At 65.0% G+C, this 12,962-nt stretch carries 13 protein-coding genes; 4 read left to right on the forward strand and 9 right to left on the reverse strand.

All coding sequences use genetic code 11. The annotated features are described in order from the left end of the window. Positions 1-152: 152 nt before the first annotated feature. Together groL and groES are read right to left on the reverse strand one after the other, a co-directional pair. A complete protein-coding gene (gene groL / locus HY852_RS05020; protein WP_291603057.1) occupies positions 153-1,781 on the reverse strand; it encodes a chaperonin GroEL in 1,629 nt (542 codons plus the stop codon). Positions 1,782-1,901: 120 nt separating this feature from the next. Further along, entirely contained in the window at positions 1,902-2,198 is a 297-nt protein-coding gene (gene groES, locus HY852_RS05025; RefSeq protein ID WP_291603058.1) for a co-chaperone GroES, read from the reverse strand. A gap of 328 nt (positions 2,199-2,526) precedes the next feature. Between groES and HY852_RS05030 the strand changes: the two genes are divergently transcribed. Continuing rightward, positions 2,527-3,048, forward strand: coding sequence for a hypothetical protein (locus tag HY852_RS05030; protein ID WP_291603059.1), 522 nt, complete (start codon positions 2,527-2,529; stop codon positions 3,046-3,048). Positions 3,049-3,205: 157 nt separating this feature from the next. Here HY852_RS05030 and HY852_RS05035 read toward each other — a convergent pair whose 3' ends face one another. Continuing rightward, a complete protein-coding gene (locus tag HY852_RS05035; RefSeq protein ID WP_291603060.1) occupies positions 3,206-3,976 on the reverse strand; it encodes a protein phosphatase CheZ in 771 nt (256 codons plus the stop codon). 314 nt (positions 3,977-4,290) lie between these two features. On the opposite strand from HY852_RS05035, the gene HY852_RS05040 reads away from it, so the two are divergent. Then, positions 4,291-5,139, forward strand: a complete 849-nt coding sequence (locus HY852_RS05040; RefSeq protein ID WP_291603061.1) for a L,D-transpeptidase — start codon at positions 4,291-4,293, stop codon at positions 5,137-5,139. Positions 5,140-5,210: 71 nt separating this feature from the next. Here the strand turns inward: HY852_RS05040 and HY852_RS05045 are convergent, their stop codons facing one another. The 6 genes from HY852_RS05045 to HY852_RS05070 all read right to left on the reverse strand — a co-directional run bounded on the left by HY852_RS05045 (position 5,211) and on the right by HY852_RS05070 (position 11,151). Beyond that, complete coding sequence (locus HY852_RS05045) at positions 5,211-6,008, reverse strand: DUF2076 domain-containing protein (RefSeq protein ID WP_291603062.1); 798 nt, start codon at positions 6,006-6,008, stop codon at positions 5,211-5,213. 144 nt (positions 6,009-6,152) lie between these two features. Next, positions 6,153-6,998, reverse strand: a complete 846-nt coding sequence (locus HY852_RS05050; RefSeq protein ID WP_291603063.1) for a ChbG/HpnK family deacetylase — start codon at positions 6,996-6,998, stop codon at positions 6,153-6,155. Then, positions 6,995-8,086, reverse strand: coding sequence for a glycosyltransferase family 2 protein (locus HY852_RS05055; protein ID WP_291603065.1), 1,092 nt, complete (start codon positions 8,084-8,086; stop codon positions 6,995-6,997). The genes HY852_RS05050 and HY852_RS05055 overlap by 4 nt, the downstream gene beginning before the upstream one ends. A 69-nt stretch (positions 8,087-8,155) precedes the next feature. Further along, positions 8,156-9,133, reverse strand: coding sequence for an ATP phosphoribosyltransferase (gene hisG / locus HY852_RS05060; protein WP_291603066.1), 978 nt, complete (start codon positions 9,131-9,133; stop codon positions 8,156-8,158). Beyond that, a complete protein-coding gene (locus HY852_RS05065) occupies positions 9,130-10,284 on the reverse strand; it encodes an ATP phosphoribosyltransferase regulatory subunit (protein ID WP_291603067.1) in 1,155 nt (384 codons plus the stop codon). The genes hisG and HY852_RS05065 overlap by 4 nt, the downstream gene beginning before the upstream one ends. Before the next feature lie 99 nt (positions 10,285-10,383). After that, a complete protein-coding gene (locus tag HY852_RS05070) occupies positions 10,384-11,151 on the reverse strand; it encodes a 16S rRNA (uracil(1498)-N(3))-methyltransferase (protein WP_291603068.1) in 768 nt (255 codons plus the stop codon). Positions 11,152-11,354: 203 nt separating this feature from the next. Here HY852_RS05070 and HY852_RS05075 point away from each other — a divergent pair, with 203 nt between their 5' ends. Further along, complete coding sequence (locus HY852_RS05075) at positions 11,355-12,014, forward strand: hypothetical protein (protein ID WP_291603170.1); 660 nt, start codon at positions 11,355-11,357, stop codon at positions 12,012-12,014. Then, positions 12,011-12,952 carry a 4-hydroxybenzoate octaprenyltransferase gene (ubiA, locus tag HY852_RS05080; protein ID WP_291603069.1) on the forward strand — a complete coding sequence of 314 codons (942 nt, stop codon included), beginning with the start codon at positions 12,011-12,013 and terminating at the stop codon, positions 12,950-12,952. Before HY852_RS05075 ends, ubiA begins: the two co-directional genes overlap by 4 nt. Positions 12,953-12,962 lie beyond the last annotated feature (10 nt).

Raw genomic sequence — 12,962 nt, forward strand, 5'->3', positions numbered from 1 at the left:
ACCGCATCCAGACCGAGATCGGCGCGGATGGCCGCGCCGCGGCTGGCATCGGCGCCGAAGTCGAGTGGTAATACCGAAAGGGCGCCGCGGTCTCCCGCGACGCCCCCTTGTTTCCGGTGCGACTGTCTCAAATGTCGCGACGATGGCCTTCGTCAGAAGTCCATGCCACCGCCCGGCATGGCCGGGGCCGCCGCTTCCTTCTTCGGCTTCTCGGCGACCATGGCCTCGGTGGTGATCAGGAGGCCAGCGACGGAAGCCGCGTCCTGGATCGCCGTGCGTACGACCTTGGTCGGGTCGATGATGCCGAGCCTGAACATGTCGCCATAGGTATCGCCCTGGGCGTCGTAGCCATAGGCGTAGTCGCCCTTGTCGGTGACCTTGCCGACGACGATGGAGCCTTCGACGCCTGCGTTCTCGGCGATCTGGCGGATCGGAGCCTCCAGCGCCTTGCGAACGATGTCCACGCCGGTGCGCTGGTCGTCATTGGCGCCCTTGAGGCCCTCGAGCGCCTTGGCGGCGCGCAGCAGGGCGACGCCACCGCCGGGCAGGATGCCTTCCAGCACCGCCGCGCGGGTCGCGTTGAGGGCGTCGTCGACGCGGTCCTTCTTCTCCTTCACCTCGACCTCGGTGGCGCCGCCGACGCGGATGACCGCCACGCCGCCGGCGAGTTTGGCCAGACGCTCCTGCAGCTTCTCGCGGTCGTAGTCCGAGGTGGTCTCCTCGATCTGCGCCTTGATCTGCGCCACGCGGGCCTCGATGTCCTTCTTCGAGCCGGCGCCGTCGACGATGGTCGTGGCCTCCTTCTCGATGCGGACCTTCTTCGCCCGGCCGAGCATGTTGAGCGTGACGTTCTCCAGCTTGATGCCGAGATCCTCGGAGATCGCCGTGCCGCCGGTGAGGATCGCGATGTCCTCCAGCATGGCCTTGCGGCGGTCGCCGAAGCCCGGCGCCTTGACCGCCGCGACCTTGAGGCCGCCGCGCAGGCGATTGACGACCAGCGTCGCCAGCGCCTCGCCCTCGACGTCCTCGGCGACGATCACGAGCGGCTTGCCCGACTGCACCACCGCTTCCAGCACCGGCAGCATGGCCTGCAGGCCGGACAGCTTCTTCTCGTGCAGGAGCACGTAGGCGTCGTCGAACTCCGCCGTCATCTTTTCGGCATTGGTGACGAAATAGGGCGACAGATAGCCGCGGTCGAACTTCATGCCTTCGACGATGTCGACTTCCGTCTCGAGCGACTTGTTCTCCTCGACGGTGATGACGCCTTCGTTGCCGACCTTCTGCATCGCCTGGGCGATCATCTTGCCGATCGCGGCGTCGCCGTTGGCCGAGATGGTGCCAACCTGGGCCACCTCCGAGGAGGAGGCGACGGGCTTGGCACGCTTTTCGAGGTCCCTGACCACGGCGTGGACGGCGAGGTCGATGCCGCGCTTGAGGTCCATCGGGTTCATGCCGGCGGCCACCGCCTTGGCGCCTTCCTTGACGATCGCCTGAGCCAGGACGGTCGCAGTCGTGGTGCCGTCGCCGGCAAGGTCGTTGGTCTTGGAAGCGACCTCGCGCACCATCTGCGCGCCCATGTTCTCGAACTTGTCCTCGAGCTCGATTTCCTTGGCGACGGTAACGCCGTCCTTGGTGATGCGCGGGGCGCCAAAGCTCTTCTCGATGACGACGTTGCGACCCTTGGGGCCGAGGGTCACCTTGACCGCATTGGCGAGAATATCGACGCCGCGCAGCATTCGTTCGCGGGCGTCTCCGGAAAACTTGACTTCCTTGGCAGCCATTACAATGCTCCTGGAAAATATGCCTCATCCTGCCGAGCGGGCCTGTGCCGTTCTTGAAGGATGAACTGGTGTAAGAGGGGGTGGAGGCGGCCGCTTCGCCGCCTCGCGGGGGTGGGTCGCTTAGGCCAGCACGCCCATGATGTCGGACTCCTTCATGATCAGGAGTTCCTCGTTCTCGATCTTGACCTCGGTACCTGACCATTTGCCGAACAGCACGCGGTCGCCGACCTTGAGGTCGATCGGGATCAGCTTGCCGGTTTCGTCGCGGCCCCCGGGGCCGACGGCGATCACTTCGCCCTGCGACGGCTTTTCCTTGACCGTATCCGGGATGATGATGCCGCCCTTGGTCTTTTCCTCGGCATCGATACGTTTGACCACGACACGGTCATGCAGCGGACGAAATTTGGATTTAGCCATGACGGTTCCCTTTGGAGGCTCGCTTCCGGTCGGGAAGCAGCGGAAGTGGGTGGCAGTGCCCCTGTCCGGCCTCGATGGCCGGGCGGCGCGCTTTTAGCAATCGGGATCTTAGCAATCGGGATCTACGAGTGCTAATGGTGCGCCCGGAAATATGGCTTGGCTTTGATCCTGTCAAGCAAACGGGTTAAGTCCTTGGTGAGGCTGATGTAGGATGGTGTTGGAGAAACTTGATTGGGGCGGCGGGTTAAATACCAGGCCGTTGCTCCGAAAACGGTTTTGCGCTTGGCTGCAGGACGGGTGCGGCCACGATCTTGTTTCGGGGGATGCCATGATCAGCTCAGCTCACGCGCGGACGGTTGCCAATCTGATGGCCGCTTCGGTCTTGGCGCTGTCGCTGGGCGCATGCGGCGGCGGTATGAGCCTGCCCTCGTTTTCATCCTCATCGCCGGCACCTCAGGCCGAACCCGGCCTCGGGCCCGAGATGCCGGCCACGATCCGCGCCGACGAGATCGTGGGTCGCTGGGGCCTTGCCTCCTACCAGAACCCGGCCGATCGCGCCCGCACCGAGGCCGCGGCGCGGGCCCAGTGCAAGAATCCCTACGTCATCGGGGCCGGCGCGAATGGCGGCGTGGTCATGCACCTCGCCGACCAGGCGACACCGCAAGAGCTGCGGCTCAAGGGCAGTCAGAGCGGCAAGAACTATATCGGTCCGCCCGGAGCTGCCGGCAGCGAGCAGGATCGCGAAATCGTCTCGTTCGACGGACGCGTCCTGGTCACGCGGTTCATCGAGAAGGACACCGCGACCCGGTACGGCAACATGGTCTACGTGCGCTGCGCGCCGCGGGCGTGAGCGAAACGTTCCCGTCATTCCCAGGAGCGTAAGCGACGAAGCAATCCAGACTGTCTCCGCGGAAACATTCTGGATTGCTTCGCCTCGCTCGCAATGACGCCAAAACAAAAACGCCGGCTTCTCGCCGGCGTTTGCTTTTCGAATTCCTGCCGTCGGTTCAATCGAACAGCGCGTCGATGTCGTCCTGGGACGCGTGGCCTGCGTCGCCATCGAGCTTGGGCCCGTTCAGGAGGCGATCATCGCCCTCCCGCGTATCCACGTGCGCCGGTACATGCGCCTTGATAGCGTCGACGCCGCCCCAAATGTCCATCATAAGGTTGATGTGGTTCTCGATGAACTTCATCGTGTTCATGACCTTGCTGATGCGCTGGCCGGTGAGATCCTGGAAATTGCAGGCCTCGAAAATCGAGACCACGCGCTCCTGGATGTCATCGGTGAGCTGCTTGTGCTGTTCCGGCGAGCCCACCCTGTCGAGGGCGGTCGCGGCCTGGTCGATCGCCTCGGCCGCCTCCAGGATCTGCTGGGTCGCCTCCTCGGTGCCGCCGACCACGGCGCCGAGCTCGCCATTGAGGCGCAGGATTTCGTCGCCGGTGAAGCTCTTGGAGTGCAGCACCGCGATTTCGCGCTTGGTACGGTTGATCGCGTCGTGGATCAGGTCGAGTTCGACCTTCAGCTTCTCGCATTGCTCGATCTGGGCGCGGTAGCTCTCGAGCATGGCGCGGGCCTCGGCCACTTGCTGGGCCGCTGATGCGTCGATCGCCGCCAGCGTCTGGCTGCTGCCTTCCCTGGCCATCTGCGCGCGGATCGCGTGCAACTCGGTCATGATCTCGCGATGGATCGCAGCCGTCTCGCTGTCGACTGGCTCGGGAATCGGCACCTGGCCGAGGATTGCTTCCTCGACGCGAAAACGCTTGCGATGAACAGCCATGTGATACTCCCCCAACGCCGTTTGGAGCTCCTTTTTAAGCAGAAGCGATTTAACGCCCGGTTCACGCGGAACTTGAGTTGTGCGGATAAAACACGCGGCGCGTACACCGCGAGTTAACCATGCGCAGCAGCCATTCACTCAAAATAAACGCTAGCCGACGAATTCCGCGGCACTTCGCGTCGTGGTGAATCGAAACGCGGCTTCCGTTTACCAAACCGATCGGGTTTTTGATCTTAAGTGGCGACGTGCAAGGGCGCAGCAAGCGCGCTCTCCACGACGAACGGCACCAGGACGAAACAGTACAGAGTACGTCGATGTTGAAGAGAATGTGTTTTGCGCTGCTCGCCGGCGCCAGCTTCTTCGCCGCAGGAGTGGACCAGGCTGCAGCCATTGATCCGGCGGAGCGTCCCCAACCCGGCGTGATCTATGCAAGGCAGCCACAGCCGGCGCCGATGCGCACCGCCTACTCAGGCCGCTCAAATCTCGGCGGCGGCTTCATCGAATTTCTCTTCGGTGGCGGGCCGGTACAGGATGGCGCGTACCAGCAGCAGCCGGCCTACCAGCGCGACCCGGCTTACCAGCAGGAGCAGGGTTATCAGCAGGAGTCGATCTATCAACAGCAGCCCGCCTATTACGATCAGCGCCGCACGCTGCTGCCGTCGTTCGGACAGCCGCAGGAACAGCAGGACGAGGCGCTCGATCCACGGCAGCGTCCGCTCGATCCGAAGTTCCAGAAGCAGCTTGTCGAATACCACGGCAAGGAAAGCCCCGGCACGATCGTGATCGATACGCCGAACAAGTTTCTCTATCTGGTGCAGGAGAACGGCAGGGCGGTGCGCTACGGCGTCGGCGTCGGTCGTCCCGGATTCACCTGGGCCGGCGTGAAGACCATCTCGGCGAAGAAGGAGTGGCCGGACTGGACGCCGCCTCCGGAAATGCTGGCGCGTCGTCCCGATCTGCCGCGACACATGGTCGGCGGTCCGGAAAATCCGCTGGGAGCCCGCGCAATGTATCTGGGGTCCTCGCTTTACCGCATTCACGGCTCCAATGAGCCGTGGACCATCGGCACCAACGTGTCTTCCGGCTGCATCCGGATGCGCAACGAAGACGTGATCGATCTCTACGGCCGCGTCGGCGTCGGCACCAAGGTCGTCGTCATCTGACCAGCAGAGAATCAAAACGAAAACGGCCGCCCCTCAAGGCGGCCGCTCTGTGTTGGATGCTTCGATATCCCTCAGGCGTAGTCGCTGCCACCGTCGTTGTCGAAGCCGTCGTCGGAATCCATGTCCATCTGGTCGCTGTCGTCATCACCAGAGGACGACGGGTCGTCCTTGTTGGACGCGAGATCGAATAGGCCCTGGCGCGTATCGCCGCCCTGGTCCCGGTTCGAACCGATATCGTCGACTCCGGCGTCATGCGCGAGCGTGCCCTTCGACTGATCGCCGGCCCACGGGCTTGCGCCACGGTCGCCCATCGCGCTCGCATCGCCAAAGCCGTGCTGCTGGCCGCCCATCATCGAGCGGATGCTGCCGAGCAGCAACGATCCGCCTACCACGCCGGCTGCGGCCGCCGCGGCCGTGCCTAGGAACGAACCACCGCCGCCACCGAACGGCGGCGCGCCCTGGCCGGCCTGACCTTGACCATATCCCTGGCCGTAGCCCGGCGATTGCGCCTGCTGCATGGCCTGGCCGCTGTTCCACACCGGGCGATTCTCGGGCGGCCGGACATTCGGCACGGAGCCGCGCGGCTGGTTCGATCCGAACAGCGTCTCGCGCATCGAATCGAGGAAGCCGCCGGACTGGCCTTGCTCGGGCGCCTGAGTTGCCGCCTCGAGTTGCTCGATCCGGCTGTTCGCACGCCTCAGCGCCTCATCCTGAAGCAGCACGGTCTGCACCAGCGCGTAGACCGCGCCAGGCGCCTTGCGCAATCCGTCGGAAATGGCGGCAGCCGCGTCCGGGTCGCGCGGTGCGTTTTCCAGCCTGGAGAGCCGGTCGAAAAGCTCATCAACGAGTTGGCGTTCCTGCGGCGTCATCTATCTCTCCTCGCTCCTGCGAAAGGGGCGCGGGAACATGTATGCGGCCTTTACGTCCCCAACAGTGGGACCCGGATTAAATTTCTGTATGCGACAAGATGCCCAGCATCTTGCGTGGAGCATGATCCGGACCGAAGGGCCGCGTCAGCGCAATGTGACGTTGGTTGCTGCGAGCAGTTCTGGGAAGCGCTCGCTGGCAAGATACGCGTGCTCGAGTTCACGGGCCTGCGTGAGCGGGTCGAGGCCGATCAGGACGTCGTCGACAAAGCCGGGATGGCACATCACGAGGCCGCCTTCCGGCAGGCCGTCGAGGAACTGCCCCATCAGGGCGCCGAAATCGGCGTTCCGGGTAAAATCGTATGCGCCGGCAAAGCCGGGATTGAAGGCAAGATCGGCGTTCTGCGCGCGGCGCCTGAACTGCGCGCTCAACAGGTCCAGGAACAGCGCCTTGGGTGAGTTGATCCGGCGGCTCAGCGGTTGTCGGCGTCCGCCCTGGCGGACCCAGGCATTCGGCGCGGCTTCCCTGACCGCCTCGACGAAGGCGTCGCGCACCTGCGGATAAAGCTGCACATGCTGGTGGCCGTCGACGAAATCGGGCGCGCGGCCGAACTTGTCCCCGAACTCGGCGAGCTGCACCAGCATCTCGGCGCGGATGATGTCGGGGTCGAGCCGCCGCGACAGACCCGCGCGCAACAGCTTGCCAAAGGGCAGGAACATGTCGCCGTCGGCGGGGCGAAAATGCATGGTCAGCGGACGGAACGGCGCCGTCAACGTCACGTGGAGGCCGATGGCGCATCGCGGACTGCACGCCGCAGCCGACTCCAGCGCCAGGACTTCGCTGCGATCGATCGCGGGGCCAACCACCATGACCGAAGTTGCGTTGAGCCGGCCGCGTTCGATCAGGTCGCGAATACCGCGGTTGACGCCTGGACTGATCCCGTAGTCGTCGGCGCAGAGCCAGATACGCCGCGGCAGCGCGGCGGCGTTCATTCGGCGGCGGTCCTTTCCCCGGGGGACTTCTCGTTCAGGGATTTGTCATTCAGGGACTTGTCATTCAGGGACTTGGCCTTCTCCGTCTCCGACTGCTTTTCGACGTGCTCGGCGACGAAGTAGATCGGCCGCGCCTTCAGCTCCGACAGGATCTTGCCGATGTACTCGCCGACGATGCCGATCATGATGAGCTGAACGCCGCCAATGGTCATCAGGCCGATCACCAGCGAAGGATAGCCCGGGACCTGCTTGCCAGTGGTGAGGACCTCCCACAGGATCGACAGGCCGAACAGGAAGGCGCCGGCTGCGAGCAGAACCCCTAACAGGCTGGCGAAGCGCAACGGCGCCACCGAGAACGAGGTCAGGCCCTCGATCGAAAGGCCGAGCAGGCGCGCGGCATTGAAGGTGGTGACGCCATGGGCGCGCGGCGCCGGTTCATAGTCTACCCGGATCTGGCGGAAGCCGATCCAGCTCGCCAGCCCTTTGAAGAAGCGGTTGCGCTCGGGCAGCTGGCGCAGGGCGGCCACGGCGCGTGGTGAGAGCAGGCGGAAGTCGCCGGCATCTTCCGGAATCTTCTGGCGAGCGCCCCAATTGACCAGCGAGTAGAAACCTCGCACGGCAAGGCGGCGCAGGAAGGGTTCGTTGTCGCGATGCGCCTTGGCGGTGTAGACGACGTCGTAGCCGTCATCGATCCAATGCTTGACGAGCTGTTCGACCAGCGCCGGCGGATGCTGGCCGTCGCCATCCATGAACATCACCGCGCCGCGCCGGGCGTGGTCGAGGCCGGCCATCAGTGCGGCCTCCTTGCCGAAATTGCGCGACAGCGAAACCACCTGCACGTCGAGTGAATCGGCGGGCAACCCGCGCGCTATCGCCAGGGTGGAGTCCCTGCTGCCGTCATCGACATAGACGACCTCGCAGGAAAGCCCGTACCGCTGCCGCAGGGTCTTGGCGAGTTCGCAAACCCGCCCGTGCAGGGCGGCGAGCCCGGCCGCTTCGTTGTAGGCAGGGACGACGATCGACAGTCCCTGCGCCGCGGCAGTCGCCGTGGTCGTCGACAGGTTCGAAACATCGCTACCGAGTATCATCGATCAGGATCCCAATTACCCCACCAACAACATATGGTAATTGGCCGGCCGTCTTGCCAGCAATTAGTGTCATTGCCGCAGGAACGCCTCGAGCCGCGCGAAGAGCGGGTTCTCGCGGTCGAACACGTAGTCGAGCGAGGCGACCGACACCGTGTCGGCACCGTGGTCGCGCAGGAAGCTGCCGAGCGCGTACAGCTTGGCCGGTGGGCAATGCAGCGTCAGCATGCCCGACGAGGTCGGGCCGCCAAACGGGGCAACCACGCCGAAGCGGCTATGTGCCTCGGTGAGCAGCGCCTCGTTGCAGCCCTTAAAGCGGGTGCGTACCTCGCGGTATTTGCTGGCGCGCGCCCGTGCCGCGATGTGATCCAGGATGACGCGAGCGGTTTCACGCGCTTCGGCCGACCAGTCGGCATCCTTTGCGGCCACCAGGTTGGCCTGGCTGCGCAGGATGACGCCATCGTCGAGCACCTTGAGCCCGTTGGCGGCCAGCGTTGCGCCGGTCGTGGTGATATCCACGATCAATTCGGCGGTGCCGACCGCGGGTGCTCCCTCGGTCGCGCCGGCGCTCTCGACGATCCGGTAGTCGACGATGCCATGACTGGCAAAGAAGGCGCGGGCGAGGTTGATGTATTTCGTCGCGACCCGCATCCGCCGGTGGTGCTGCTCGCGGAAGCCGGTGGTGACGTCGTCGAGGTCGGCCATGGTGCGGACGTCGATCCAGGCCTCCGGCACCGCGACAACAACATTGGCGTTGCCGAAGCCGAGCGTATCGACCAGCAAGACCCGACTGTCGACATTGGGAATGCTCTCGCGCACGAGGTCCTCGCCGGTCACGCCGAGGTGCACGGCGCCGCGCGCCAGTTGCGAGGCGATTTCGCTCGCCGACAGATAGGCGATCTCGACATTATCGAGGCCCGTGATGGTGCCGCGATATTCGCGGGCGCCGCGCGGTTTGGCGAGCGTAAGCCCGGCCCGCGCGAAAAAGGCTTCCGCGTTCTCCTGCAGCCGGCCCTTGGATGGAACGGCGAGAACGAAAGGCGTGCTCATGACGCACTCCCTGCGTTGCGGCCGATCTTTCTGACTGCGTCGACCCAGATCGCAAAACCAACGGCGGGGATCGGCTCGCCCGAGCCGATCTGGGTCAGCAGCCTGTCATAGCGGCCGCCCGCCACCAGCGGCTCGGAGCCATTGCCTTTGTTGTGAAGCTCGAATTCGAAGCCGGTGTAGTAGTCGAGTCCGCGCCCGAACGAGGTCGAGAAACGCAACCTGGAGACATCGATACCGCGGGCCGCCATGAAGCCCACCCGGCTCTCGAATTGATCGACCGAGCCTGCGATATCGACCTTCGCGTCGGAGGCGAGCGCGCGCAGCTGTGCGATCGAGTCGTCGGGACTGCCCGATATCGCGAGGAAACGCCGGATCACGCCTACTGCTTCGCGCGGCAGGGCGCCGCCCTTGAGCGTGGATTGCTCGAGAAAGCGGTCGGCGATCTCGGCGGTCGTGCGGCCGCCGACATTGGTGGCGCCCGCGATCGACATCAGGTCGGTGACGAGCGCGAGCGCAGCCTTGCGGTCGGAGCCGGCAAGCGCAGCCAGCACGCCTTCGTATTCGTTGCGGCTGCCGCCGGTCGCCAGCGTCAGCCGTTCGAGATCCTGTTCCAGGCTGATCTTTCGGTTGAAGTCCTTGATCAGCCGGCGCCGCCACACCGGATAAAGATCGAGCGCGTCGAGGAGTGCGTTGAACAGGGCGACGTCGCCGGTGCGGATTTCGACGTCGTGCAGGCCAAACGCACCGGTGGCTCCGAGCGCCAATGCCAGCATCTCAGCGTCGGCCGCGGCGCGGTCGTGCCGTCCGAAGGATTCGATGCCGGCCTGCAGGAACTCGCTTGGTCGCCCGCCGCGGTATCTAAATACAGGTCCGAGATAGCTGAAGCCCGCCGGCTGGCCGGCCCGATTCGAGGCGAGGTAGTCCCGGGCCACGGGGATGGTGAGGTCGGGGCGCAGGCACAGCTCCTCGCCGGTGGCATCCGTGGTCAGGTACAGGCTCTTGCGGATGTCTTCGCCAGAGAGGTCCAGGAAGGGCTCGGCGGGCTGCAGGATCGCGGGCTCGGCCCGGACATAACCGGCCTGCGCGAACGACAACAGCAGCGCGTCCGCCCAGGCGGAGCCAGCAGCAGATGGGGTGGCAGTTGCGGTCATCGTTCGATCTGGACCTGCGAAAAAAGGGTTTGCGGTTCCGCTTGGCGCAGCCCCTTAGCATGGCTGGGGGGCGGTTTCGACAGGCATACGACCGATGGCTTAACGGCTGGCCAATTCTGCCCCGGCGCGCCAGTCGCCCAGCACCGACTGCACCAGCGCCAGGGCGGCCACCGCGGCGGTATCGGCCCGCAGGATCCGGGGGCCCAGCGACAGCCGCAGGACGAGTGGCTGCCGCAGTAGAAGCGCGCGCTCCTCCTTGGCGAACCCGCCCTCGGGACCGATCAGCACGTCGATCCCCCCGAAGCCGTCCGGTGTTCCTTGAAGCGTCGGTATCGGGCTTTGCGTGTCGGCGGCCTCATCGCAGAACACCAGGAGGCGCCCGCTGTCACGCCGATCGAGGAAGCAATCGAGCGGAAGGGGCTCGGCCACCACGGCCAGGCTCAGGATGCCGCATTGTTCGGCCGCCTCGATGGCGTTGGCGCGCATCCGCTCGCCATTGACCCGCGCCACCTGGGTGAAGCGCGTCAGGACCGGTTGAAGCCTGGACGCGCCCATCTCGACCGCCTTCTGAACCATGTAGTCGAGCCGTGCATGCTTAAGCGGCGCAAAGACGTAAACGAGGTCCGGCAGGCGATCCTGCGGCCGCGTCTGGGCAAGGATGGTGAGGCTTTCCGGCCGTTTCCTGCCCGAGATCTCGGCCCGCCATTCGCCGTCGCGCCCGTTGAAGACCAGAATTGGGTTCCCGGCGCCGAGGCGCAGGACATTGCCGAGATAGTTAATCTGGTCGCGCTCGAGCGCCACCAGACTGCCAGTGGCGAGGGGGGCGTCGACATAAAGGCGAGGGGCGTTGAAGTCGAAGGCAGGCATGAGGCTTAAGGTCCGATTCCTCCTCGTTCTTAGCCGAAAGCGGTACCATTCGGGGCAATTTTCGCCTTTGAATGCGGCTCCGCGCCGCGCTGTTGCCAAATTCCACGGTTGTTTAGATGCTGCGGGAATCGTAAAACGCCATTCGGACGTCGCGCTTCAAAGGAAGATGTCGGACCTTCGACCCTGCCGGAGAAATAGCCTTGATCATCCGTAGCCTCATGGTTCCGCTTGCTGCCGCCATGGTCGCGCTCGGCGCTGGGCAGGCCTTTGCGCAGGGCGCGTTTCCTGCGCCGCTGCCCGGCCAGACGGCGAGGCAGCACGATTCCGCCTTTCCGCCGGTCAACGGTAGCGCGCCGGCAGCGTCCATCGGGACATCCCCCCAGTCTGCGTTTCCCTCCGCCGGCGCACCGCCGATCGGTGGCGGCGGATTTTCAGCGGCTCCGCCGACCCAGTCCGGTCCCTCCGACGACTGCATGAAGCAGTTCATGCCGCTGCGCGAGGAAGCCGAGAAGCGCGGCAAGATGATCAAGGCCGCGAGCGACCGCCATGCGGGGCCGGACGAAGCCTGCAAGCTGATCGGGGCCTACGGCCAGGCCGAACTCAAGATGCTCAAGTATGTGGAGTCCCATGCCGCCAAATGTGGAATTCCGCAGCAGATCGCCGAGCAGTTGAAGGCCGGTCGCAAGAATACGGAAGCGCTGCAGAAGAAGGTCTGTACGGTGGCGGAGCAGATGCAGCAGCAAAGACCATCCGGTCCGTCGCTGAGCGAGGTCCTGGGTTCCTCCTCGCTGCCTGAGGCGAACGCCGCCAAGAAGGGCGGCAGCACCTTCGATACGCTGAACGGCAACGTCCTCACGCGATGATCCACCCCGCCGACGGGGCCGCCCGCGTTGCCGATTCCACCGGCAACTGGGTCGACACGCGCGCCCCGCAGTGGTCACGGCCTTACTTGCGACTTTCGCGTTTCGACCGGCCGATCGGCTCATGGCTGCTGCTGCTGCCGTGCTGGTGGTCGGCGGCCCTTGCCGCCGGAATGGCCAACGACGTCCGCCAGTTGCCGCTTCAGATCGTGCTGTTCTTTATCGGCGCCTTCGTCATGCGCGGCGCCGGCTGCACCTGGAATGACATTACCGACCGCGATCTCGACGCCAGGGTCGAACGGACGCGCTCGCGGCCCATTCCCGCTGGACAGGTGAGCGTCAGGCAGGCCTCGGCCTTTCTCGTCGCGCAGGCACTGATCGGATTGCTCGTGCTGGTGCAGTTCAACGGCTTCGCGGTTCTGACCGGCATCGCCTCGCTGCTCATCGTCGCCATCTATCCGTTCATGAAACGGATCACCTGGTGGCCGCAGGTGGTGCTGGGACTTGCGTTCTCATGGGGTGCATTGATGGGCTTTGCGGCCACGTTCGCGCAAATCGATCTCACGGCGCTCGCGCTGTATGCAGGATCGATATCGTGGGTGATTGGCTACGACACCATCTATGCGCATCAGGATGCCGAGGACGACGCGCTGATCGGCATCAAGTCGACGGCGCGACTGTTCGCCGAGCGCACCCACCAGGCGCTGGTTCTCTTCTATGCGGTGGCGGCAATGCTGATCGGTGCGGCGCTGGTCCTGGCGCATGCCGGCTGGCCGGCCTGGCTTGGCCTTGCTGCCTTTGCCGCGCATCTTGCGTGGCAGATCCGCCGACTGAAGATCGACGATAGCGCGCTGTGCCTTCGGCTGTTCAAGTCGAACCGCGACGCGGGGCTGTTGCTGTTCGCGGGTCTGGTGGTGGACGCTGTCGTGCGGGCCGCCTGAACTCGGCGCG

The organism is Bradyrhizobium sp., assembly GCF_016213215.1.
Classification (GTDB): Bacteria; Pseudomonadota; Alphaproteobacteria; order Rhizobiales; family Xanthobacteraceae; genus Bradyrhizobium.

Excerpts from the sequence above, each read along its gene's own strand:
- groL (WP_291603057.1), bottom strand. The coding sequence starts at position 1,781 with ATGGCTGCCAAGGAAGTCAAGTTTTCCGGAGACGCCCGCGAACGAATG.
- groES (WP_291603058.1), bottom strand. The coding sequence starts at position 2,198 with ATGGCTAAATCCAAATTTCGTCCGCTGCATGACCGTGTCGTGGTCAAA.
- HY852_RS05030 (WP_291603059.1), top strand. The coding sequence starts at position 2,527 with ATGATCAGCTCAGCTCACGCGCGGACGGTTGCCAATCTGATGGCCGCT.
- HY852_RS05035 (WP_291603060.1), bottom strand. The coding sequence starts at position 3,976 with ATGGCTGTTCATCGCAAGCGTTTTCGCGTCGAGGAAGCAATCCTCGGC.
- HY852_RS05040 (WP_291603061.1), top strand. The coding sequence starts at position 4,291 with ATGTTGAAGAGAATGTGTTTTGCGCTGCTCGCCGGCGCCAGCTTCTTC.
- HY852_RS05045 (WP_291603062.1), bottom strand. The coding sequence starts at position 6,008 with ATGACGCCGCAGGAACGCCAACTCGTTGATGAGCTTTTCGACCGGCTC.
- HY852_RS05050 (WP_291603063.1), bottom strand. The coding sequence starts at position 6,998 with ATGAACGCCGCCGCGCTGCCGCGGCGTATCTGGCTCTGCGCCGACGAC.
- HY852_RS05055 (WP_291603065.1), bottom strand. The coding sequence starts at position 8,086 with ATGATACTCGGTAGCGATGTTTCGAACCTGTCGACGACCACGGCGACT.
- hisG (WP_291603066.1), bottom strand. The coding sequence starts at position 9,133 with ATGAGCACGCCTTTCGTTCTCGCCGTTCCATCCAAGGGCCGGCTGCAG.
- HY852_RS05065 (WP_291603067.1), bottom strand. The coding sequence starts at position 10,284 with ATGACCGCAACTGCCACCCCATCTGCTGCTGGCTCCGCCTGGGCGGAC.
- HY852_RS05070 (WP_291603068.1), bottom strand. The coding sequence starts at position 11,151 with ATGCCTGCCTTCGACTTCAACGCCCCTCGCCTTTATGTCGACGCCCCC.
- ubiA (WP_291603069.1), top strand. The coding sequence starts at position 12,011 with ATGATCCACCCCGCCGACGGGGCCGCCCGCGTTGCCGATTCCACCGGC.